Raw genomic sequence first — 20,543 nt, forward strand, 5'->3', positions numbered from 1 at the left:
ATAAGCGCACGAGCAAGTATGGACATCGTGCACGCACTCGACATCCTCGGCGATCCGGTTCGCCGGCGCATCCTCGAACTCCTGGCGGAGGGCGAGCGCAGCGCCGGCGAGATCGGCGAGGACGTGCAGCGCGAGTTCGGCATCTCGCAGCCCGCCGTCTCGCAGCACCTGCGCGTGCTGCGGGAGTCGGGATTCGCGACGGTGCGTCCCGACGGCGTGCGGAGGCTGTACGCCATCGCTCCCGAGCCGCTCGAGAACGCCGCCGCGTGGTTCGACCCGTTCCGGCGCTTCTGGCAGCCGCACCTCGACGCCCTCGGCACCGAGCTCGCCCGAGGACGCCGCCAGCGCCGGCTCGCCGCCGAGCAGGAACCGGATGCCGCGAGCGACGAATCCGACACGACCGACCCCCAGGAGGAATGACATGGTCGACGTACAGAACCAGCTCGACGCGGTGACCCGCGAGATCGCGAGCGCAGAGATCGACGGCTACCCGGCGCGCGTCCAGACGCTCGCGCAGACGTATCCGTCCCCCATCGACGATGTGTGGGACGCCGTCACCAGCGCGGCGCGGATCGCGCGATGGTTCCAGCCGATCACGGGCGATCTCCGGCTCGGCGGCCGGTATCAGATCGAGGGCAACGCCGGCGGCGAGATCCAGGAGTGCGCGCCTCCTGCGGACGGCTCGGCCCGTTTCACGGCGACCTGGGAGTACGGCGGCGGCGTGACCTGGCTCACCGTGCGGTTGACGGCCGAGGGCGACGCCGAGACAAGGTTCGAACTCGAGCACGTCGCCCGCACCGACGATGTGCCCGCGGAGTTCTGGGACGTCTACGGCCCCGGTGCGACGGGCGTCGGCTGGGACGGCGGCCTGCTGGGCCTCGGCCTGCACCTGAGCGCAGGCGACGGCCCCTCGCCCGGAGAAGCCGAGGCATGGGCGTTCACCGACGAGGGCAGGGCGTTCTACCGCGGCGCCGCAGACGCCTGGGGAGCCGCTCACGCAGCCGACGGCGCCGACCCCGCGGTCGCCGCACGGGCCGCCGACAACACGTACGCGTTCTACACCGGGGAGCCGACCACCGCCGCAGCCGAGGAGTGAGCGCCGAGCGTCATCCGTACGCCGGGAGGCGGACGGATGCCGCCGCCGCTGCCTCCGCCGTCCGCGACGCGAGAGTCCGTTCACGGCGTCTCGGGCCGGTCTATCCTCGGAAGTGCGGGGACGCAGGAGCCCCCCGCACGACGTGGGAGGCTTCCGACATGACGCTCTTCGACGGCATCACCGCGCGCAGCGTGGAGACGCCCGGACTCACCGTCAACGTGCTCGAGCGCGAGGGCGACGATCCCGCCACGCCGCCGGAGCGCACCGTGGTGCTGATCCACGGCAACCTCTCGTCGGCACTGTTCTGGCAGGAGCTGATGCTCGATCTCCCCACCGACCTGCGGGTGATCGCGATCGACCTGCGGGGGTTCGGCGGCACGGAGCACGCGCCGATCGACGCGACGCGCGGGGTGCGCGACTTCAGCGACGATGTGGCCGCGACGCTGAGTGCGCTCGGCATCCCTACCGCCCATCTCGTCGGCTGGTCCATGGGCGCCGGCGTCATCATGCAGTACGCGCTCGAGCACCCCGTGCTGAGCCTCACCCTGGAAGCTCCGATCTCGCCATACGGCTTCGGAGGAACCCGTCGCGATGGGACGCGTCTCACCGACGACGACGCGGGCTGCGGTGGAGGGACGGTGAACCCCGACTTCGTGCAGCGCCTGATCGACCACGACACGACGGACGACGCAGCGACCTCGCCGCGCAGCGTCTTCCGATCCGGCTTCGTCGCGGCGGGGTACGAGAGCCCACATGAGGACGTGTGGGTCGATTCGATGCTCACGACGTCGACCGCCACAGGCAACTACCCGGGCGATTCCGTGACGAGCCCCAGCTGGCCGGGCTTCGCCGCGGGCGGTATCGGCGTGGTCAACACGATGACGCCGGGGCATTTCGATGTGTCGGCCATCGTCGACATGCCTGTGAAGCCGGCGATCCTGTGGATCCACGGCGTGCTCGACCCGATCATCTCGGACGCCTCGCTCTACGACTACAACAACCTCGGCAAGCTCGGCATCGTGCCGGACTGGCCCGGCGACGAGGTCGCTCCGCCGCAGCCGATGGTCTCGCAGACGCGCGACGTGCTCACGCGGTACGCGGATGCCGGCGGCCAGGTGACCGAGCGAAATCTCGAGGGCGTCGGCCACACGCCCCACCTCGAGCAGCTGGCGGAGTTCCGTCACGCACTGCTCGAGATCATCGGCTACGTCGGACACCGTCACGATCCCGCGCCCCCGACCGAGGCCATCATCCTGCGCTCGTCCGACTGACCGCGCCGGACGCGCGTCCGGCGCGCGAGCCGCGGGCCCGGCATCCGTAGACTCGTCGGCATGAGTGCTTCCGGCGGCGGCAAGGCGATCCTCGCGGCGTTCCTGGCGAACATGGGCATCGCCCTGGCGAAGTTCATCGCCTGGTTCCTTTCGGGCTCGGCCTCGATGCTCGCCGAGGCGATCCACTCGGTCGCCGACTCGGGCAACCAGCTGCTGCTGATGCTCGGCGGGCGCAAGGCCAAGAAGATGGCCGACCGCGATCACCCCTTCGGCTACGGACGCGAGCGATACGTCTACGCGTTCGTCGTGTCGATCATCCTGTTCTCGGTCGGCGGTCTGTTCGCGATCTACGAGGGCGTCGAGAAGCTCACCCACCCGCACGGGCTGGACGAGCAGTGGTGGTGGCTGCCCATCGTCGTGCTGGTCGTCGCGATCGGCCTCGAGTCGTTCTCGCTGCGCACCGCCGTCCGCGAGAGCAACCACGTGCGCGGCCGCGGTCAGTCGTGGGTGTCGTTCGTCCGCCACGCGAAGGCGCCGGAGCTCCCCGTCGTCCTGCTCGAAGACGTCGGCGCGCTCATCGGGCTGGTGTTCGCGCTCTTCGGCGTCGGCCTCACCGTGATCACCGGCAACCCGGTCTTCGACGCCCTCGGCACGCTCATGATCGGCACGCTGCTCATCGTGATCGCGATCGTCCTCGGCATCGAGACGAAGAGCCTGCTCGTCGGCGAGGGCGCCACGGAGGCCGATCACCAGCGCATCGTCGCCGCCATCACCGCCGGACCCGAGGTCGAGAAGCTCATCCACCTCAAGACGCTCTACCTCGGCCCCGACGAGCTCCTCGTCGCCGCGAAGATCGGGTTCGCCGCCGACGCGCCGCTCGCGCACGTCGCCGCCGACATCGACCGCGTCGAGGTGCGTGTGCGCGCCGCCGTGCCCGCGGCGCGGGTGATCTACGTGGAGCCCGACATCTATCGCCCCGGCGAGGACCCCGCGCCGCCGACATCCGAGTTCGTCATCAAGTCGGCCGACTGAGTCTCCGGCGCTCCTTCAGCCTCAGCCCCCAGAGGTCGTCGGACCGCGTCGACCTGACGTGCGACCGCGAGACACACACAGGGAACGATCATCGAATACTGCATCTTCACCGAGCCCCACCTCGGTGCCACCTACGACGACGAGCTCGCCTACGCCCAGACCGCCGAGCGCCTCGGCTTCACCGGATACTTCCGGTCGGACCACTACCTGAGCGGGATGGGCGACGGCCTGCCGGGACCGACCGACGCCTGGACGACGCTGGCGGGGCTGTCCCGCGAGACGTCCCGGATCCGCATCGGCACCCTGGTCTCCCCCGTCACTTTCCGTCACCCCGGCTCACTGGCGATCCAGGTCGCCCAGGTCGACGCGATGTCGGGCGGACGCGTCGAGCTCGGACTCGGAGCCGGGTGGTTCGAGCGCGAGCACCGGGCCTACGGCATCCCGTTCCCGGCCAAGCGGTTCGACCTCCTCGAGGAGCAGCTCGAGATCGTGACCGGCCTGTGGGCCACGCGCGACGGCGAGACCTACAGCTTCAGCGGGACGAACTACCAGCTGGTCGAAGCACCCGGTCTGCCGAAACCGCTGCAGCAGTCCGTCCCCGTGATCATCGGCGGCGGCGGTCCGCGGCGCACCCCCGACCTCGTCGCCCGCTTCGCACGCGAGTACAACATCGGCTTCCCGGAAGACCACCAGATCCAGGAGCGCATCGACAACCTGCGCGCCGCCTGCGACCGGATCGGCCGCGACCCTGCGACCGTGCGGCTCTCGATCGCGATGTCGACCTTCGCCGGGCGCGACGATGCCGAGGTCGCCCGCCGCGCCGGGCGGATCGGAAAGACGGTCGCCGACGTGCGGGACGGCACGAACATCGTGGGCGACGCCGCCGAGATCGGCGAGCGCATCGCGTTCTACCGGTCGTTCGGCATCGAGCGTGTGTACTTCCAGCTGCTGGATCTGCAGGACGTCTCGCACGTCGAGTATCTGGGCGAGATACTGCCCGATCTGCCCCGCTGACCCTCTGCGCCTCACCAACGACGTCACGCGCGCTCCGCCGCCGTGCTGAATCGGTTCACTTGCGCTGTTCGTACACGCGAACCGCCTTTTCACGTACGTATAGCGCAAGTGAACGAGATGGATCGGCGACGGATGCCAGCGGCCCGGGCGGGGCACTTCGCAGCCTCAGACGGGCAGGCGGTACGACGGCAGCCCACGGCGGCGGATGAGCCACTCCGCGACGAGGAGATTCGGAAGCCAGGCGATGAACGGCACTGCGGCGTAGGCGTTCTCGAAGTCGGGCGTCTGCCCGAACAGCAGCGGGGCGAACACCAGCAGCGGCAGCCAGATCCGCAGCGTCACGGCAGAGTACGTCAGGGCGTAGTTGCGGATCATCCACGCCCGGTGAGTGGGCACATCGCCGCGCCGGATCGCGCGGTACGCCCGCCACCCGGTGACGAGCCACAGCACGGCCAGCGTGGTGAAGCCGAAGAACCCGACGAAGCCGGCGCTGCTCGTCGGGGCGATCACGAGACCGCCGAGACTGCCGACGGCGACGCCGACGAGGTAGACGCGCCCGATCCACCGGTGCACGCGTGGCGCACGGGCACGCAGACCGCGCCAGAACTGCAGCGCCCCCAGTGCGAGCGCCGTCGCGCCGCCGGCGATGTGCACGTAGAGCGCCGCCTGGATGAGCGGCGGCTTCCCGACGTAGTCCGCGGCGAGCCCGGGGCTCTCGGCGAGCGCCTCGAGCGAGGCGGTGAAGTACGGCACAGCGGCATAGGCGACGATCGCGATCGCTGTCAGCAGGACGAACGTCCAGCCGATCCGGGAACGGATGCCGCCCGGCCGCGCGATGGCGGTACCGGTGCGGACGGGTTCGATGAGGCGGGTCACGTGCGTCACGCTAGGCCCGGGCGGGAGAGCCGCAGCAGGGTGCTGTCCCCCCGATCCACGGGGGCTGACCCCCCAGTTCTCTGATGCGCGGAAGGGTCCCGAGGACGACTCAGCGGCGCACGTCGAAGAAGGCCCGCAGGAGAGCGGATGCCGCATCCTCGCGCACCCCGGCGACGACCTCGGCACGATACGGCAGACGCCGGTCGCGGACGACGTCGTACACCGAGCCCGCGGCGCCGGCCTTCGCGTCCCACGCGCCGAAGACCAGTCGCGAGATGCGCGACTGCAGCACGGCGCCCGCGCACATCACGCAGGGCTCCAGGGTGACCACGAGCGTGCAGCCCTCGAGGTTCCACGAGCCGCGCGCCGCAGCCGCCGCGCGCAGCGCCACCACCTCGGCGTGCGCGGTCGGATCGTGGTCGAGCTCGCGGAGATTGCGGCCCTCGGCGATCACTCTGCCCTCGGTATCCGTCACCACCGCGCCGACGGGCACGTCACCCGCTTCGCCTGCCGCGGCGGCGAGCGCGAGCGCGCGATCCATCGCTGCGAGGTCGGCGGAAGCGGGCTGCACAGCACGAGCGTAGCCGTCCGCATCGAACCGGCCCCGGGTTCGAGGGCGGCGACGCACTAACCTGTCTCTATGCGCCTGCACGTCGCCGACCACCCGCTCATCACCCACAAGCTCACGGTGCTGCGCGACCAGCGCACCTCGTCCCCCGTGTTCCGTCAGCTCACCGAGGAGCTCGTCACCCTCCTCGCGTACGAGGCGACGCGTAACGTCCGCGTGGCGCCCATCGAGATCCAGACGCCCGTCACCACGACGACCGGCGTCCGCATCGACGAGCCGCGACCCCTCGTCGTGCCCATCCTGCGCGCCGGCCTCGGCATGCTCGAGGGCATGGTCAAGCTCATCCCGACCGCCGAGGTGGGCTTCCTCGGCATGGTCCGCGACCACGAGACCCTCGAGCCGTCGACCTACGCCGAGCGACTGCCCGACGACCTGAGCGACCGCCAGTGCTTCGTGCTCGATCCCATGCTGGCGACCGGCGGCTCGCTCGGCGCCGCGATCGAGTTCCTGTTCCAGCGCGGCGCGCAGGACGTGACGGCGATCTGCATCCTCGGGGCTCCCGAGGGCGTCGCCGCCATCGAGAAGCAGGTCGAAGGACGCGACGTCACCCTCGTGCTCGGCGCGCTCGACGAGCGCCTCAACGAGAAGGGCTACATCGTGCCCGGACTCGGCGACGCCGGCGATCGGCTGTACGGCACGGTCTGAGCCGCGAGTCCGTCGCGTCAGACGATCGGCACGCGGCGGAGGTCGGCGGTCTCGCCGGCCTCGACTCTCGGCGCACCCCTGCCCATCACGGCCACCGGAGTGAAGGGGCGGCCGTTGAAGCGCGTCGCCGTCACGGTGGTGTACGCCCCCATGGTGGGGCTCACGAGCAGATCACCGACGCGCAGCTCGGGCAGCAGGACCTCTCGTGCGATGACGTCCGAAGAGTCGCAGGTGGGTCCGGCCAGCGTCGCCCAGCGGTGGTCACCGGCGCTCGCGCCGGCGGAGAGCCGGCCGCTCCAGGGGTCGGTCGCCGTGAGGTCGCGTGCGGCGAACACCAGCGGATGCACGTCCTCCGTCAGCACGTTCGAGTACGACCCGTACACGCCGTCGTCCAGGTAGTACCACCGCCCGTCGCCGCGCTCGGCGATGCCGACGACGCTCGTCACGAGGGTCATCGCATCGGCGACCATCACGCGGCCGGGCTCCGCGATGATGTCGAGTCGGCGTGCGTACGGGGCGAGCACCGGTCGCAGCTGCGCCGCGATGTCGTCGATCGCTGCCGACTCGGAGTCGTACGAGGCCGGGAACCCACCGCCGATGTCGAGCGTGTCGAACTGCACGTTGCAGCGCCGCTCCAGGATGCCCATGAGCTCGATCGTGTCGGCAGCGGCGGACGCGAACCGAGCGGGATCGTCGAGCTGGCTGCCGACGTGATAGCTGAAGCCGGCGACCGTGACCCCGGCGGCGAGGGCGCTCTCGACGAGATGGGCGGCCTCGAACGGTCCGACGCCGAACTTGCTGGACAGGTCGCTCTTGGCATGCGGGCTGCGGTACGCCAGCCGCACGAGCAGCCGTGTGTCCGCCGGCGCGCCCCGGAACTTGCCGATCTCGACCTCGTTGTCGACCACGAACGTGCGCACCCCCGCGGCCAGGGCGCAGGCGATCTCGGCGGGCTTCTTGATCGGATGCGTGTGGATCATCCGCGAGGCGTCGATGCCGCGGCGCGTGAGCATCGCGAGCTCCTCGCCGGTGGCGATGTCGAATCCGCAGCCCGCGTCGTCGAGCACGTCGAGCACTGCGTCATGCGCGAGCGCCTTGACCGCGTAGTGGAAGCCGACGAACGGGAGCGCGGCGCGAAGTCGGCGATACTGCGTGCGGACGCGCTGCGGATCCAGCAGCAGCAGCGGGGTCCCGTGCAGGGCGATGGCGGCCCGCGCCGCCACCGACGACATCACGGCGGATGCCTCCGCGCGCCGCCGGTCGGCGAAGGCGGGAGCCGTCCGCGGCTCCCGGCGCAGCGCGTCGAGGTTCATGTCGCCGCCCCTTCCGTGCGCCGATTCCGGCCCCCGTCGCGCAGTCCGGTGCGGGCGGTGACGGTGAACGCGCCCGCGGCGACCGCATAGAAGACGATGTCGGCGGCGACCTTGCCGGCCAGCATGCCCCACAGCGGATCGGGGAAGAGCCAGACGCCCAGCAGGAGTGCCGCCGGTCGCACGAGCAGGGTGTCGAGCACCTCGGCCGCGCCGAACTCGGCGATCAGGAGCACGCCGGTCTTGCCGAGGGCCTTGCGGCGCGTCCCGGTGACCGGCACGAGCTCGAGGTAGATCGTGGCCGCGAGCACCGCATAGAAGCCGGCGATCTCGCCCAGAAGGGCGGCCAAGGCGATGACCGGGGCCGCATCGGTCCACTGCGTGGCGAGCAGGCCCGCGATCGCCATCACCGCCGTGCCTGTGATCTCGGCGGGCAGGTAGCGGACGATCCAGAACAGGAGCCCGCGACGGGGCTGCGGCGCGCCGGCTGCCGTTGCCGGATCGGTCGCCGTGCGCGCAGGTGCGATCGCCGCCGTCGCGGCCGGCCGGTCGATCGTGGTCATGGCGTCCCCCTCCGTCTGACAGAGGAGGAAGCGTCGGCGATGATACGGGCCGGGCGGTCGCGAGGGCGCCGCACGTGGAGACGGCGCGACACCCGCCCCTCGCCGAACGGATGTCGCGCCTGCACGCCTTCTGGCGCCTGGCAAGGCTACGTGGGGTCGGATTCAGACCCCAAAGGGGTTGACATGCCGCGTGCTGCGGACTACTCGCGCCCGAGACCGCCGCCGACCCGGGCCCGGGCCCGGGCCCGGAATCGGACTCGGACTCGGACCTCAGTCTCCCAGCGGCGGGTCCTGCGGATTGCGGCGTCCGGTCTCGCGCTCCCAGAACTCCAGCTGCTGGGTGAGGGCCTTCGCCAGCTCGAACACCTGGTCCGGCGGGATGCGGATGCGGCTCACCACGCGTGCCGGCACGACGGTGTGGCGCTGGCCGGTCTCGGCGTCCACCTGCTCGCGCGGGGGCTGCGCGAGGGTGAGGAAGTCCATCACGAACACCGTCGGCGTATGCCAGACGTTGGCGAAGTCGGCGTACGCGCCGCCGATGAGCTCGGGCGGGAGGTCGATCTCGAACTGCTGCGATGCGTCGTCGGCCATGCGGGCTCCTGTTCGGGCGGCGTCTCGCGCGGTCGCCCGCGTGAGAGTCTCGGGCTGTCGTGTGCGACGTGTGCGCGAGTCTACGCGGCGCTCAGCCGCGACCGACGAGCCGCGCGAACCCGCTGAGCCTGGCCACCCCCTCCGGGGTGTACGGCAGGTCATCCAGGAGCCCGGGCGAGTACACCAGGAACGCGGTGTGCATCGCCCGTGAGATCGCGACGTTCAGGCGGTTGCGCAGCAGCAGGAACTCGAGCCCGCGCGGCGCGTCGCGGCCGCTCGACGCCGCGAGGGAGACGATGGCGACAGCTGCCTCCTTGCCCTGGAACTTGTCCACCGTGCCGACAGGCACGTCGGGGAACCCCGCGGCGGCGAGGGCCGCCTCGACGGCCACCTGCTGGGCGTTGTAGGGGGTGACGACGATGAGATCGCCCTGTTCCAGCGGTCGCGGCGGCAGCGGCGCTGATGTGCCGTCGCTGTCGTCGGTGGCGGCATCCGTCCACTCCCGCCCGATGAGGTCCGTCACCAGCCGGGCGACCTCGGCGGCCTCTTCGAGGGACTGCGTCGCGTTGCCGTGATGGCGCAGTGGGATCGGCACCAGCCCGGGACGGATGCCGTCGATCCGGCGCAGCGCCGTCGACGGATGCGCCGCGAGCTCGCCACGGTACGACAGCGTCGAGACCGGCGCGGCGACCTCCGGTCGCATGCGCCGGGTCTCTGCGAGGAAGTAGCCGTACTCGGTCGGGATGACGTCGGCGCCGTCCATGACCCACCCGAGCGCCGACGTGTCGACGGGTGCGGGGTGGGTGCCCTGACTCACCTGCGGCAGCTGCTGCGGGTCGCCCAGCAGCAGCAGTCGCGGCGCCGCGAGCGACACGGCGATCGTCGACGCGAGCGAGAACTGCCCGGCCTCGTCGACGACGAGCAGGTCGAGGCTGCCGCGCGGAACACGGCCCTCGTGACTGAAGTCCCACGCCGTGCCGCCGATGACGAACCCCGATGCCTCGTGCTCGGCCGTGAACGCGGCGACGCCGTTCTTCGGCAGCACGGTGAAGCCGTGCGCGGCAGCCGGATCCTTCGGGGCCTTGCCCACCTGCGCGGCCGGCACACCGGCAGCGATCACGCGCTCGAGCAGGTGCTCGATCGTCGCGTGCCCCTGCGCGACGACGCCGACCTTGTAGCCGTGGTCCCGCACGAGCCGTGCGATGACGTGGGATCCGACGTAGGTCTTGCCGGTGCCGGGAGGGCCCTGCACGGCGAGGTAGCTGCGGTCGAGCGCGCGCACCGCGCGGGCGATCGCGTCGACGGCGTCCTCGCCCGCGACGGGGAGCGGGCTCCCCTCTGGTCGCGGTGCGACCCCGGCTCCGAGCAGCGGCTGCAGCATGCGCGGCGGGCGGCGACACAGGATGTCGGTCGCAGGATCGGCCGGGAGCTCGGGCGCGGCGTCGATGACGGCATCCGCCCACGCGTCTATGGCGGCCTGCTGGTTGCCCGCCGCGGGCGGCGCCTGAGGTGTGAGCGCGAGAGGCAGCTCGTTCCAGGTCACGCCGTCGACCGCCGTCTCCTCGATCACGGCACCGTCGTCGAGGACCTCGAGGACGGTGACCGAACGGTAGGAGTGGATCCACCGCGGCGAGGCGTCGAACGGGTACGGCGCGGGCAGCTCGTACAGGGCGAACGGGTTCGTCCCCTCGCTGAGGCGGGTGCCCGGGGCAAGGGCGCCGCGCAGCTCGACGCCGCGCCGCTCCCCGCCTCGGCCGCTCTCGAGGAAATGCCAGTCCTCGCGCACGCGACTGCGCGCGGGGTCGATCGCGACCACATCGCGGGTCTCGTCCCACAACGACACCGGCTCGCGCATACGCAGGAAGTGCGTCGCCCAGAACGACTTCGCCTCGCGCGGGTAGTAGTCGATCGCGGCCGCGGCCAGGCGCAGCGTGCGGCCCGCGACGGAGTCCTCGGCGTGCTCCCGCGCGAGTGCGTCGAGCACGGTAGCCCGGGCCGACGGCTCGTACGCGCGCTCGTCCGGCTCGGGGTTGGGCGACGGCACGAGAGCGGCCTCGCGCGCGCGGTCGACGAGCCAGTCGCGCAGGCGCCGCGTCGACACGCAGTCGTAGCGGTTGTAGTCGGCGAGGTCGTCGAAGACGAGGGCGGCTTCGGCCGCTGCGCCGTCAGCCTGCAGCGCACGGGCCTCGACGTAGCGGACGATGGAGTCGTCGCCCTTCTGCACGTCGCTCGTGCGCACCTCGTCGCCCATGTAGAGCGGTTCGAGCTTCTTGATCGAGTACGACCGCGATCCGACGCGCAACGAGCGGCGCACGATCGGGTAGAGGTCGACGAAGACGCCGTCGCGCAGCAGCCGGTCGACGTCGGCCTCGCGCACGCCGTGCCGTGCGGCCATGGCCAGCAGGTGCGTCGGCTCGTACGGCGCGTAGTGGTAGATGTGCATGCCCGGGAACTGCTGCCGCCGCAGGTTCACGATGTCGAGGAACGTCTCGAGCGCGCGCTTCTCGTCGGCGAAGGAGTGCGCCCACAGCGCGGTGTACTGCTCGCGGGTGTCGACCCAGCCGAACAGGTAGTCGATTCCCCACTGGGTGGGCTCCCCCGGCATCGGCGGCTCGGTGTGCAGCGGGTCGCCCTCGAAGTCGAAGAAGAGGTCGCCGTGGTCGGGACGCGGCAGCGCGCCCAGCGCCTGCGGCGCCACCACCTCGAAGACCGGGATCGGCGGCGCCTCGACCGGAAGCGGGGCCTCACGGACGCCGGGCTCTTCGAGGAGAGTCGCGACCGTGACCTGCGCCACCGCATCGTGGACCGCCGCGCCGTGCGCGGTCGTCGCGGCGTCGCCCACGGTCGCGGCGTCGACCACCGTCACGGCCTCGACCACCGTCACATCGCGCCGCGAGACGTGGGCCTTCGGCGCCACGAGCGGCGGCGTGCCCGCCGGGCTCTCGAGCTGCAGGCGCGCCTGGGTGCGCAGCGACGCGAACACGTCGGGATTCATCCCCGTCGGCCCCGCCGGCGCCCCGGCGAGCTGCTCGATCGTGTGGATGCCGGCGGCGCGCAGCCGTTCGCGCTGCACCGGCCGCATGCCGGCGACGAGGAGCAGGTCACGGGATGCCACGACCTCGGCGTCGCACGTCGCGCAGCGTCCGCAGGCGACGACGCCGAGCTCGCCGCGCGGGTCGCCCCACGCGATCGGCTCCCCCGCCGCCCCGAGCTCGAGGCGCCGGTCGGCGATCAAAGCGGCCAGGCGCTCGCGGCGCAGTGCGAAGACGGGGAGAAGGTCGTCGACCTCGTGCTCGCTGACGCTGCCGTCGCCGAGCAGCAGCTGCACACGGCCGGACCGGGGCACGTCGAGGCGGTCGAGCTGGTCGACGTAGGCCGCGAGCTGCATCAGTGCGGTGACGCGGGCGTGCCGCGCGAGCTTCGTGTCCTGCACGATCCATGGCCGGCCGGATCCGCTGCCGGCAGCGTCGTCGCGCACTAGGAAGTCGGCGAACCCCACGAACGAATCGGTGGCGAACGCCGCCTGGTAGACGACCTCGGCATCAGAGGCCAGCGCCGCGTTCGTGCGGGCGACTGCATCGGCCAGGGCCTCGGCATCCGACGATCTCGTCTCGGGGATCACGGCCACCCGGTCGCCGTACCGCGCGACGTACTCGTCGAGCACACGGCGCTCGTGCACGGTGCCGAGACGCCCTGCGCGCTCGAGAGTGAGGTCTTCGGGCTCTTCGACCGCCGCGACGCGTCCGAGCCGCGCGTCGATCGCGCGCAGCCAGGCGAACTCGCATTCGGCGGCCGCCTTCAGATCACTCGCACTCCAGACGATCCGGCCTTCGTCCTCGATGTATCGCATGCCCCGCCCTTCTCACACGACCCTAGCCGCGGCATCCGACACCTCCCGCTCCGCTGTCGCGAATGGCGGCCCGACCCCACCGATCGTGACAGGCGAGCCGCATACCACCCCGCTGGTTCTCGGGCCATCGGGCGGCCACCTGCCAGACTGGAACGCATGAGCCTGCCCTTCGAGAGCGCGTACCGACACGGGTTCGCCCGCGTCGCGGCCTGCACGATCCCGGTCTCGATCGCCGATCCCGCGGCCAATGCCGACGCGGTCCTCGAGACAGCACGCGAGTGCGACGCGGACGCCGTCGCCGTCGCGGTCTTCCCGGAGCTCTGCCTCACCGGCTATGCCATCGACGACCTGGTGATGCAGGACCCGGTGATCGACGCCGTGGTCGCCGCGATCGAGCGGCTGGTCGAGGCATCCGCGGATCTGCTCCCCGTGCTCGTCGTGGGTGCACCGCTGCGCCACCGCAACCGCCTCTACAACTGCGCCGTCGTCATCCACCGCGGCGAGCTGCTGGGCGTCGCGCCGAAGTCGTACCTGCCCACCTACCGCGAGTTCTACGAGCGGCGCTGGTACGCGCCGGGCGACGACCAGGGCGATCAGGACATCCGCGTCGGCGCGCTCGAGGCCCCGTTCGGACCCGACCTGCTGTTCGAGGCACTCGACGTCCCCGGGCTCATCGTGCACGCCGAGGTGTGCGAAGACGTCTGGGTGCCGATCCCGCCGTCGTCGAGCGCCGCGCTGGCCGGCGCGACCGTGCTGCTCAACCTCAGCGGCAGCCCGATCACCATCGCCCGCGCCGAGGACCGCAAGGACCTCGTGCAGTCGCAGTCCCTGCGCTGCCTGGCCGCCTACGCATACGCGGCCGCCGGAAGCGGCGAATCGACGAACGACGTCTCGTGGGACGGCCAGACGATGATCTACGAGGGCGGCAACCTGCTCGTCGAGACGGAGCGCTTCCCCGACGGGCCGCGCCGCTCGGTGGCCGACGTCGACCTCGACCGGCTGCGCCAGGACCGCCTGCGCCAGGGCACGTTCGACGACAACCGCCGGGCGACGCAGGCGGATGCCGCCTTCCGCACCGTGCACTTCCAGCTCGACCCGCCGCAGACCGACGTCGGGCTGCGCCGCACCCTCGACCGGTTCCCGTTCGTGCCCGACGACCCCGCGCGACTCGCGCAGGACTGCTACGAGGCGTTCAACATCCAGGTCTCGGGCCTCGTCCAGCGCATGCGGGCCATCGGCGGGCCGAAGCCCGTGATCGGCGTCAGCGGCGGGCTCGACTCCACCCACGCCCTGCTCGTGGTGGCGCGGGCCATGGACCTCATGGGCCGCCCGCGCGGCGACATCCTCGCCTACACGATGCCGGGGTTCGCGACGAGCGACCACACCAAGTCGAACGCCATCGCCCTCGCGGAGTCGGTCGGCGCGTCGATCGAGACCATCGACATCCGCCCGCTCGCGATCGAGATGCTCGAGCGCCTGGACCACCCGTTCGCCGACGGCGAGCCGGTGCACGACATCACGTTCGAGAACGTGCAGGCAGGCCTGCGCACCGACTACCTCTTCCGCCTCGCGAACCATCACGGCGGCATGGTCATCGGCACGTCCGACCTGTCGGAGCTCTCGCTCGGCTGGGCGACGTACGGCGTCGGCGACCACATGAGCCACTACGCCGTCAACACCGGCGTGCCGAAGACGCTGATCCAGCACATCATCCGCTGGGTGATCTCGCACCGAGGCGACGAGGGCGGCTCCACCGAGCTGAGCGACCGCGCCCGGGAGGTGCTGCAGTCGGTTCTCGACACCGAGATCTCGCCCGAGCTCGTCCCCGCGGGCCAGGACGGCAAGATGCAGTCGACCGAGGACCGGATCGGCCCCTACGCGCTGCACGACTTCACGCTGTACCACGTGCTGCGATTCGGCTTCCGGCCGTCGAAGATCGCGTACCTCGCCGCGCACGCGTGGGGCGACAAGGATGCCGGCGCCTGGCCTCCCGGCTTCCCCGACGAAGACCGCTACGCGTACGACCTGCCCACGGTCGCGAAGTGGCTTCAGGTGTTCCTCCAGCGCTACTTCGCGTTCGCGCAGTTCAAGCGCTCCGCGATCCCCAACGGTCCGAAGGTGTCGCCGGCGGGCTCGCTGTCGCCCCGCGGCGACTGGCGTGCACCGTCGGACGGCAACGCCCGCGTGTGGCTCGCCGAGCTCAGGGCGGCTCTCCCCGAGCTCGTCGAGGACTGACCGCGCGGCATCTCCGACCGCGACGGCGCGATCCGCCGTCGTGCGCTCAGGCGGGTGGCTGCGCGTAGGCGAGCGTGATGATCCAGCTGTCGCGCGAGAGATCCGCCAGCCGGTAGAAGACCTTCCGGTCGGGGATCCAGCCCTTCGTCAGCGGGCTGTCGAGCCGCACGTGGTCGGCGGCGACGCGCGCGCCGCGGCCGTCGGCATCTCGAACTGCCTGCACGCGCGTCCAGTGCGCGATCAGCTTGCCCATGTCGTTCTCGTCGAGCAGGTGGGAGTGGCGCTTCATCAGGTGCATCTCGGCGTCGTCCGGATGCGCGTCGCGCAGGTCCAGCCCCAGTGACACCTCGGGGTCGGTGACGGCGACGACCGTGGCGGCGCGGAAGTTGACGTTGCGGATCTTCAGCGGCAGCTCCGTCCCGCCGACCTCGGCGAACAGCTGGGTGTGGAACCCGAACGTGCGGGGCGCTTCGCGCTCGACGCGCACGTCCTTCGGATCGACCCCGAGCCGGGCGGCGACGATCTCCTTGGCGAGAAGGCGCTTGCGGTCGTGGTCGGGCAGCTTCGGATCCCAGCCGAGCCGAGCCGTGATACCCGCCGGAGTCTCGAGAAGCACCGATTGCATGATCCACCTCATTCTCCGCGGACCGTCCGCACCTCCATCCTGTCCCCGTCGCGCGCGACGAGGAAGATCGCCACGCGCCCAGCGCTGCTCTCCGTGCGAAAAGCTCCGAACGGCCGTCAAGCCCCTGTCGATCCCAGCGGCCGGCGGAAAGGATGAGGCCATGGCCCGGCGCACGGTGGTGGTCGACAGCGGTCCCGACGGACCTCCCGCCGCCGTGCCCGGTCCCGCAGGTTGCGGGTACGTCGTCGAGCGAGGTGAGCCGGCGTCGTGAACGGCTTCGCCGCGGTCGACTTCGAGTTCGCGCGCCAGGTGCTGCAGCGGGGAGTCGCCGCGCTGTTCGTCGTGGCATTCGTGTCGACGCTGAACCAGTTCCGCCCGCTGCTGGGCGAGCACGGGCTGCTGCCCGCGCCCGAGCTCCTCGACTGGGCGCGTTCGTCGACGCGCGGACGGCGACTGCTGCGTCCGACGCTGTTCCGCTGGCTGAGCTACAGCGACCGACGGCTCGTCGCGCTGTGCGTGACGGGCGTCGTCGTCGCGGCCGCTCTGGTGATCGGCATCCCGCAGCTCGGTCCCCCGTGGGTGCCGATGCTCTGCTTCCTCGGTCTGTGGTTCGGCTACATGTCGATCACGAGCATCGGTCAGACCTTCTACGGCTTCGGGTGGGAGATGCTGCTCCTCGAGGCCGGGTTCCTCGCGGCCTTCCTCGGGTCGGATCGGCAGCCGCCGCCCACCGTGGTCATCGTCCTGTTCTGGTGGCTGGTGTTCCGGCTCGAGTTCGGCGCGGGCATGATCAAGATCCGCGGCGGCCGCGAGTGGCGCGACCTCACGGCCCTGATGTACCACCACGAGACCCAGCCGATGCCCGGCCCGCTGAGCCGCCAGGCGCACCTGCTCCCGGCCTGGTTCCATCGTGGCGAGGTGCTCGGCAACCACTTCTCGCAGCTCGTCGTGCCGTGGTTCCTGTTCGCACCGCTCCTCGGGCTGTTCGTCCCCGGCCCCGTCCCCGCGATGATCGGCGCGGTGGCCGCTGCCGTCGTGATCGCGACGCAGACATGGCTCGTCCTGACCGGCAACTTCGCCTGGCTCAACTGGATGACGATCGTGCTCGCCTTCTCGGCGATCGGGCTGCCGGGCATCGGCGCCGAGCACGCGCCTGCGGCATCCGATCCCCCGTGGACCCTCGACGGGCTCCCGGTGTACTGGCTCGTCGTCACGTGCGCCGTCGGCGTGCTGTATCTCGTGCTCAGCTGGTCGCCGCTGCAGAACCTGTTCGCCCACCGGCAGCTCATGAACTCCTCGTTCAACCGCTGGCAGCTCGCCAACGCGTACGGCGCCTTCGGCACGGTGACGAAGCAGCGCATCGAGATCGTCGTCGAGGGGACGACCGATGAGGATCCGGATGCCGCGACCTGGCGCGAGTACGCCTTCAAGGGCAAGCCGGGCGACGTGCGCCGCATCCCCCGCCAGTTCGCGCCGTACCATCTGCGCCTGGACTGGCTGATGTGGTTCCTGCCGCTCGGTCGCTCGCTCGAGGACTGGTTCACCACGTTCCTGGTGCGGCTGCTGGAAGCGGATGCCGCGACCCTGCGCCTGCTCGCGCACGACCCGTTCGCGGGCGAGCGCCCGCGGTGGGTGCGGGCGGTGTCGTATCGTTACCGGTTCACGACGCGCGAGGAGTTCCGCCGGACGCACGCCCGGTGGGTGCGCGACCGCCGGCGGCCGGTGATGGGACCGGTGTCGCTCCGCCGTTGAGCGCGGCGTTCGGGGGTCACGACACGCGGCATCGCGCGCGACGTGACCGCGTGTCGCGCCACCTGAAGTGACGCAACGATCCCCACTTACGCGTTCGGGGGTCACGACACGCGGCATCGCGCGCGACGTGACCGCGTGTCGCGCCACCTGAAGTGACGGTCAGGGCACCGGGGCGTCGGTGGCCGACGACCGAGAGCCGACTTTGCGGCGCGCCGTCAGGTCGACGATCGACACGATGAACGCGAGTGCGAGGAAGAGCGCGACGGACAGCATCCCGAACGCGTACGCGTCGTGGTAGACGACCAGCTCGTCGTGCGTGCCGGACTCGCGATAGATGGCCGCGTAGAACAGCGACAGTGCGACCGCGGTGCCCACGGCCGCGCCGATGCGCTGGCCGAGCTGGCCGACTGAGCCGGCGACGCCGCCTTGCTTGACCGGGATCTCGGCGAGCGTGAGGGTCTGGTTCGGGGCGATCACGAGGCCGCCGCCGGCGCCGCCGACGGTCATGATCGCGGCCATGATGTAGGGGGTCCACGCGGGCGGGGCATACAGCGCCGTGAGCATGAGGCCGCCGACGCAGGCGAGCATGGCGACGAGTCCCCACACCACCACGACGCGGCCGTGGCTGCTCACCAGGTTGCCGCCGACCCACGAGGTCACGGCGCTCGCGAGCGCGAAGCCGATGGAGACCATTCCCGCGTAGACGGGTTCGAGCCCCAGACCGATCTGCAGGAACAGGGTCGTCACGAGGAACATCGCCGGCGCCGCGGTGAAGTACGCCGTCTGCAGCAGCGTGCCGTTGCGATACGACGCGATGCGGAACAGCTTGAGCGGGATGAGCGGATTGCGGCCGCGCGCCGCATAGTGACGCTCCCAGGCGATGAACGCCGAGACGAACAGGGCGAACGCCACGAGCAGCCACCAGCGCGCCGGATTGTCGGTCGGTGCGCCCGTCGTGAAGAGGAACGGCCACATCAGCGAGACGACGCTCGCGCCGAACAGGAGGACGCCGACGGGATCGAGCTGCACGCGGCGGTGCGATCTCGTACGCGTGTCGGGCAGCAGCCACAGCGCGAGCGCGATGGCGGCCAGGCAGAGCGGGACGTTCATCCAGAAGATGAGCCGCCAGCCGTCGGTCGGCCCGCCCAGCGCGATGAGCAGCCCGCCGAGCGTCGGGCCGAACGCCGTCGCGACGCCGATCGTCGCGCCGAACAGCCCGAAGGCCCGAGCGCGCTCCCTGCCCTGGAACAGCTCCTGCGCCATTCCCAGGACCTGGGGCATCTGGATGCCGGCGGCCACGCCCTGCAGCAGCCGCCCGACGAGCAGCACCTCCGCGGTCGGCGCGAGCGCGCACATCACGCTCGTGACCGTGTACAGCGAGAGCCCGACGATGAACAGCGTGCGGCGCGAGCGCTGGTCGCCGAGGCGGCCCATCGGGACCAGCACCAGGCCGAACGTGAGCACGAACCCCGACACGATCAGCTGCAGCTGCGTCGAGGTGGCACCGAGGACCTCGCCGATCGACGGCAGCGCCACGTTCACCTTCGTCATGTCGAGGATCGTGATCGCCGCCACCGAGACGCACACCCAGAACGCGCGCCAGCGGGCGGCGGGCGAGAGCGGGATGACGGCGGTGGTGGGCGGCACGGCGCGGGCCGTGCTCGTGGTCTTCGTGGTTCTCGACTCGGACTCAGGCATCGTGCCCAGGCTAGCCCCGCTCCCGTTCCCGGCGGGTGGAGCGGGGCATCCGTGTCCCGCTGGATCCGGCTCCCGCGAAAGCGGGACATGATGGGGGTGTGAGACTCCTCGTCGCCGCCCTCGCCTCCGAGCTCGTCGCCTTTCCCGACGACCTTCCCGGCTTCGACCGCCTCGTCACCGGCCCCGGCAAGCTCCAGGCCACCTACGCCCTCACCCGGGCGCTCGACGCCACCGTGTACGACGAGATCGTGGTCGTCGGCACCGCCGGGGCGATCGACGCGCGGCTCGACGCAGCCGTCTACGAGATCAGCGCGGCACTGCAGCACGACGTCACCGACATCGACGGCATCGTCGGACAGCACGTGTCGCTGCCGCCGCTCGTCGAACTCGAGACGGAGGGCGTCACCATCGCCACGGGCGACCACTTCGTCGACGACGCCGAGGCGGTCGCGGTGATCCGGCCGCTCGGCGCCGGTCTGGTCGACATGGAGACGTACGCGTACATCTGGGTCGCGCAGCAGTTCGGGGTGCCGATCCGCGTGCTCAAGGCGGTGTCGGATCGCGCGCAGGACGGTGCGATCACCGACTGGCATGCCGCGGTCGCCGCGTGCAGCCACCAGCTGCGCGATCGCATCCGCGCCGATTACGAGGTCTGATCCCGCTCCCCCTGGAAGGGATCAGACGCGGGCGACGTCGTCCTGCCTGATGACGCTCGGGCCGTGGGGCGTCGCCTCGACGGCGAGCTGTGCGGGCAGCTGCTCCTTCATCGCCGCGACGTGGCTGATGACCCCGACCATGCGGCCGCCCTGCCGCAGCTCGTCCAGGGTGCGCATAGCCAGGTCGAGGGTCTCCTCGTCGAGCGAGCCGAACCCCTCGTCGACGAACAGCGTGTCGAGTCGCACCCCGCCGGCGCGGGCTGTGACGACCTCGGCGAGGCCGAGCGCCAGGGCGAGCGACGCGAGGAACGTCTCGCCGCCCGACAGCGACTGGGCCGGACGCGCCTGACCGGTGAAGGCGTCCATGATCTCGAGGCCGAGCCCCGACGCGGCGCCGCGCGCAGCGCGGGCGTCGGTGTGCTGCAGGCGATACCGGCCCGACGACATGTCACTCAGCCGCAGGTTCGCCGCGGCGACGATCTCTTCGAGCTCGGCGGCGAGCACGAAGGTCTCGAGGTCCATCTTCATCGTGTTGGGCGCCCGCCCCGCCACGGTGTCCGCGAGCCGGGCGATCGCGGCGGCGTCGGCGGCGCGGGCGGCCACACCGGCATACGCGTCGTCGATCTGCAGCGCCAGGTCGCGCAGGCGTTCGACGGCGGTGTGCGCATCGCGCTCGGCGCGGAGCGCCGCGGTGCGTGCGG

The 20,543-nt window shown here is 71.3% G+C and carries 18 protein-coding genes; 9 read left to right on the top strand and 9 right to left on the bottom strand.

Translation table 11 applies throughout. The features are described 5' to 3' along the window. Positions 1 to 27 precede the first annotated feature (27 nt). The 5 genes from ACI3KX_RS14960 (at position 28) to ACI3KX_RS14980 (ending at position 4,413) form a co-directional block, all read left to right on the top strand. Entirely contained in the window at positions 28 to 420 is a 393-nt protein-coding gene (locus ACI3KX_RS14960; RefSeq protein WP_363355736.1) for a metalloregulator ArsR/SmtB family transcription factor, read from the top strand. A 1-nt stretch (position 421) separates the two neighbouring features. Further along, the gene (locus tag ACI3KX_RS14965; RefSeq protein WP_404910240.1) at positions 422 to 1,096 is read left to right on the top strand and encodes an SRPBCC domain-containing protein; all 675 of its coding nucleotides are present in this window, start codon (positions 422 to 424) and stop codon (positions 1,094 to 1,096) included. Positions 1,097 to 1,254: 158 nt separating this feature from the next. Then, a complete protein-coding gene (locus ACI3KX_RS14970; RefSeq protein ID WP_363354318.1) occupies positions 1,255 to 2,367 on the top strand; it encodes an alpha/beta fold hydrolase in 1,113 nt (370 codons plus the stop codon). A gap of 60 nt (positions 2,368 to 2,427) precedes the next feature. Further along, entirely contained in the window at positions 2,428 to 3,399 is a 972-nt protein-coding gene (locus tag ACI3KX_RS14975; protein ID WP_349428624.1) for a cation diffusion facilitator family transporter, read from the top strand. A 90-nt stretch (positions 3,400 to 3,489) separates the two neighbouring features. Beyond that, positions 3,490 to 4,413, top strand: coding sequence for an LLM class F420-dependent oxidoreductase (locus tag ACI3KX_RS14980; RefSeq protein ID WP_404910250.1), 924 nt, complete (start codon positions 3,490 to 3,492; stop codon positions 4,411 to 4,413). 165 nt (positions 4,414 to 4,578) lie between these two features. On the opposite strand, the gene ACI3KX_RS14985 is transcribed toward ACI3KX_RS14980, so the two are convergent. Next, a complete protein-coding gene (locus ACI3KX_RS14985; protein WP_404910241.1) occupies positions 4,579 to 5,289 on the bottom strand; it encodes a DUF2306 domain-containing protein in 711 nt (236 codons plus the stop codon). Positions 5,290 to 5,398: 109 nt separating this feature from the next. Next, positions 5,399 to 5,830 carry a nucleoside deaminase gene (locus tag ACI3KX_RS14990; RefSeq protein ID WP_404910251.1) on the bottom strand — a complete coding sequence of 144 codons (432 nt, stop codon included), beginning with the start codon at positions 5,828 to 5,830 and terminating at the stop codon, positions 5,399 to 5,401. A 99-nt stretch (positions 5,831 to 5,929) separates the two neighbouring features. Here ACI3KX_RS14990 and upp point away from each other — a divergent pair, with 99 nt between their 5' ends. Beyond that, positions 5,930 to 6,562, top strand: coding sequence for a uracil phosphoribosyltransferase (gene upp, locus ACI3KX_RS14995; RefSeq protein ID WP_349428626.1), 633 nt, complete (start codon positions 5,930 to 5,932; stop codon positions 6,560 to 6,562). 17 nt (positions 6,563 to 6,579) lie between these two features. Here upp and ACI3KX_RS15000 read toward each other — a convergent pair whose 3' ends face one another. The 4 genes from ACI3KX_RS15000 to ACI3KX_RS15015 form a co-directional block, all read right to left on the bottom strand. Continuing rightward, entirely contained in the window at positions 6,580 to 7,875 is a 1,296-nt protein-coding gene (locus tag ACI3KX_RS15000) for a type III PLP-dependent enzyme (protein ID WP_404910242.1), read from the bottom strand. Then, positions 7,872 to 8,435 carry a hypothetical protein gene (locus ACI3KX_RS15005; RefSeq protein WP_404910243.1) on the bottom strand — a complete coding sequence of 188 codons (564 nt, stop codon included), beginning with the start codon at positions 8,433 to 8,435 and terminating at the stop codon, positions 7,872 to 7,874. The genes ACI3KX_RS15000 and ACI3KX_RS15005 overlap by 4 nt, the downstream gene beginning before the upstream one ends. Positions 8,436 to 8,705: 270 nt before the next feature. Further along, positions 8,706 to 9,026, bottom strand: a complete 321-nt coding sequence (locus ACI3KX_RS15010; protein ID WP_308869475.1) for a DUF3467 domain-containing protein — start codon at positions 9,024 to 9,026, stop codon at positions 8,706 to 8,708. 91 nt (positions 9,027 to 9,117) lie between these two features. After that, a complete protein-coding gene (locus tag ACI3KX_RS15015; RefSeq protein ID WP_404910244.1) occupies positions 9,118 to 12,876 on the bottom strand; it encodes an AAA domain-containing protein in 3,759 nt (1,252 codons plus the stop codon). Positions 12,877 to 13,032: 156 nt separating this feature from the next. On the opposite strand from ACI3KX_RS15015, the gene ACI3KX_RS15020 reads away from it, so the two are divergent. Further along, positions 13,033 to 15,111, top strand: a complete 2,079-nt coding sequence (locus ACI3KX_RS15020) for an NAD(+) synthase (protein WP_404910245.1) — start codon at positions 13,033 to 13,035, stop codon at positions 15,109 to 15,111. A gap of 46 nt (positions 15,112 to 15,157) precedes the next feature. On the opposite strand, the gene ACI3KX_RS15025 is transcribed toward ACI3KX_RS15020, so the two are convergent. Continuing rightward, entirely contained in the window at positions 15,158 to 15,736 is a 579-nt protein-coding gene (locus tag ACI3KX_RS15025; protein WP_404910246.1) for a hypothetical protein, read from the bottom strand. 267 nt (positions 15,737 to 16,003) lie between these two features. Between ACI3KX_RS15025 and ACI3KX_RS15030 the strand changes: the two genes are divergently transcribed. Further along, positions 16,004 to 17,488: a lipase maturation factor family protein gene (locus ACI3KX_RS15030; RefSeq protein ID WP_404910247.1), complete on the top strand. Its 1,485-nt coding sequence runs from the start codon at positions 16,004 to 16,006 to the stop codon at positions 17,486 to 17,488. 159 nt (positions 17,489 to 17,647) lie between these two features. Here ACI3KX_RS15030 and ACI3KX_RS15035 read toward each other — a convergent pair whose 3' ends face one another. Next, positions 17,648 to 19,186 (bottom strand): MFS transporter, encoded by a 1,539-nt coding sequence (locus ACI3KX_RS15035; RefSeq protein ID WP_404910248.1) that lies wholly within the window; start codon positions 19,184 to 19,186, stop codon positions 17,648 to 17,650. A gap of 98 nt (positions 19,187 to 19,284) precedes the next feature. Between ACI3KX_RS15035 and ACI3KX_RS15040 the strand changes: the two genes are divergently transcribed. Continuing rightward, entirely contained in the window at positions 19,285 to 19,842 is a 558-nt protein-coding gene (locus ACI3KX_RS15040) for a nucleoside phosphorylase (RefSeq protein ID WP_363354338.1), read from the top strand. A gap of 21 nt (positions 19,843 to 19,863) precedes the next feature. Here the strand turns inward: ACI3KX_RS15040 and ACI3KX_RS15045 are convergent. Beyond that, the coding region (locus ACI3KX_RS15045; protein ID WP_404910249.1) for an SbcC/MukB-like Walker B domain-containing protein at positions 19,864 to 20,543 on the bottom strand (680 nt) is incomplete at its 5' end.

Source organism: Microbacterium sp. ZW CA_36 (assembly GCF_044987475.1).
GTDB lineage: Bacteria > Actinomycetota > Actinomycetes > Actinomycetales > Microbacteriaceae > Microbacterium.

What these genes read in the sequence shown, in the direction of transcription:
- ACI3KX_RS14990 (WP_404910251.1), bottom strand. Translation starts at nt 5,830, where the DNA reads ATGGATCGCGCGCTCGCGCTCGCCGCCGCGGCAGGCGAAGCGGGTGAC.
- ACI3KX_RS15035 (WP_404910248.1), bottom strand. Translation starts at nt 19,186, where the DNA reads ATGCCTGAGTCCGAGTCGAGAACCACGAAGACCACGAGCACGGCCCGC.
- ACI3KX_RS15000 (WP_404910242.1), bottom strand. Translation starts at nt 7,875, where the DNA reads ATGAACCTCGACGCGCTGCGCCGGGAGCCGCGGACGGCTCCCGCCTTC.
- ACI3KX_RS15025 (WP_404910246.1), bottom strand. Translation starts at nt 15,736, where the DNA reads ATGCAATCGGTGCTTCTCGAGACTCCGGCGGGTATCACGGCTCGGCTC.
- ACI3KX_RS15020 (WP_404910245.1), top strand. Translation starts at nt 13,033, where the DNA reads ATGAGCCTGCCCTTCGAGAGCGCGTACCGACACGGGTTCGCCCGCGTC.
- ACI3KX_RS15005 (WP_404910243.1), bottom strand. Translation starts at nt 8,435, where the DNA reads ATGACCACGATCGACCGGCCGGCCGCGACGGCGGCGATCGCACCTGCG.
- ACI3KX_RS15015 (WP_404910244.1), bottom strand. Translation starts at nt 12,876, where the DNA reads ATGCGATACATCGAGGACGAAGGCCGGATCGTCTGGAGTGCGAGTGAT.
- ACI3KX_RS15010 (WP_308869475.1), bottom strand. Translation starts at nt 9,026, where the DNA reads ATGGCCGACGACGCATCGCAGCAGTTCGAGATCGACCTCCCGCCCGAG.
- ACI3KX_RS14970 (WP_363354318.1), top strand. Translation starts at nt 1,255, where the DNA reads ATGACGCTCTTCGACGGCATCACCGCGCGCAGCGTGGAGACGCCCGGA.
- ACI3KX_RS14975 (WP_349428624.1), top strand. Translation starts at nt 2,428, where the DNA reads ATGAGTGCTTCCGGCGGCGGCAAGGCGATCCTCGCGGCGTTCCTGGCG.
- upp (WP_349428626.1), top strand. Translation starts at nt 5,930, where the DNA reads ATGCGCCTGCACGTCGCCGACCACCCGCTCATCACCCACAAGCTCACG.
- ACI3KX_RS14965 (WP_404910240.1), top strand. Translation starts at nt 422, where the DNA reads ATGGTCGACGTACAGAACCAGCTCGACGCGGTGACCCGCGAGATCGCG.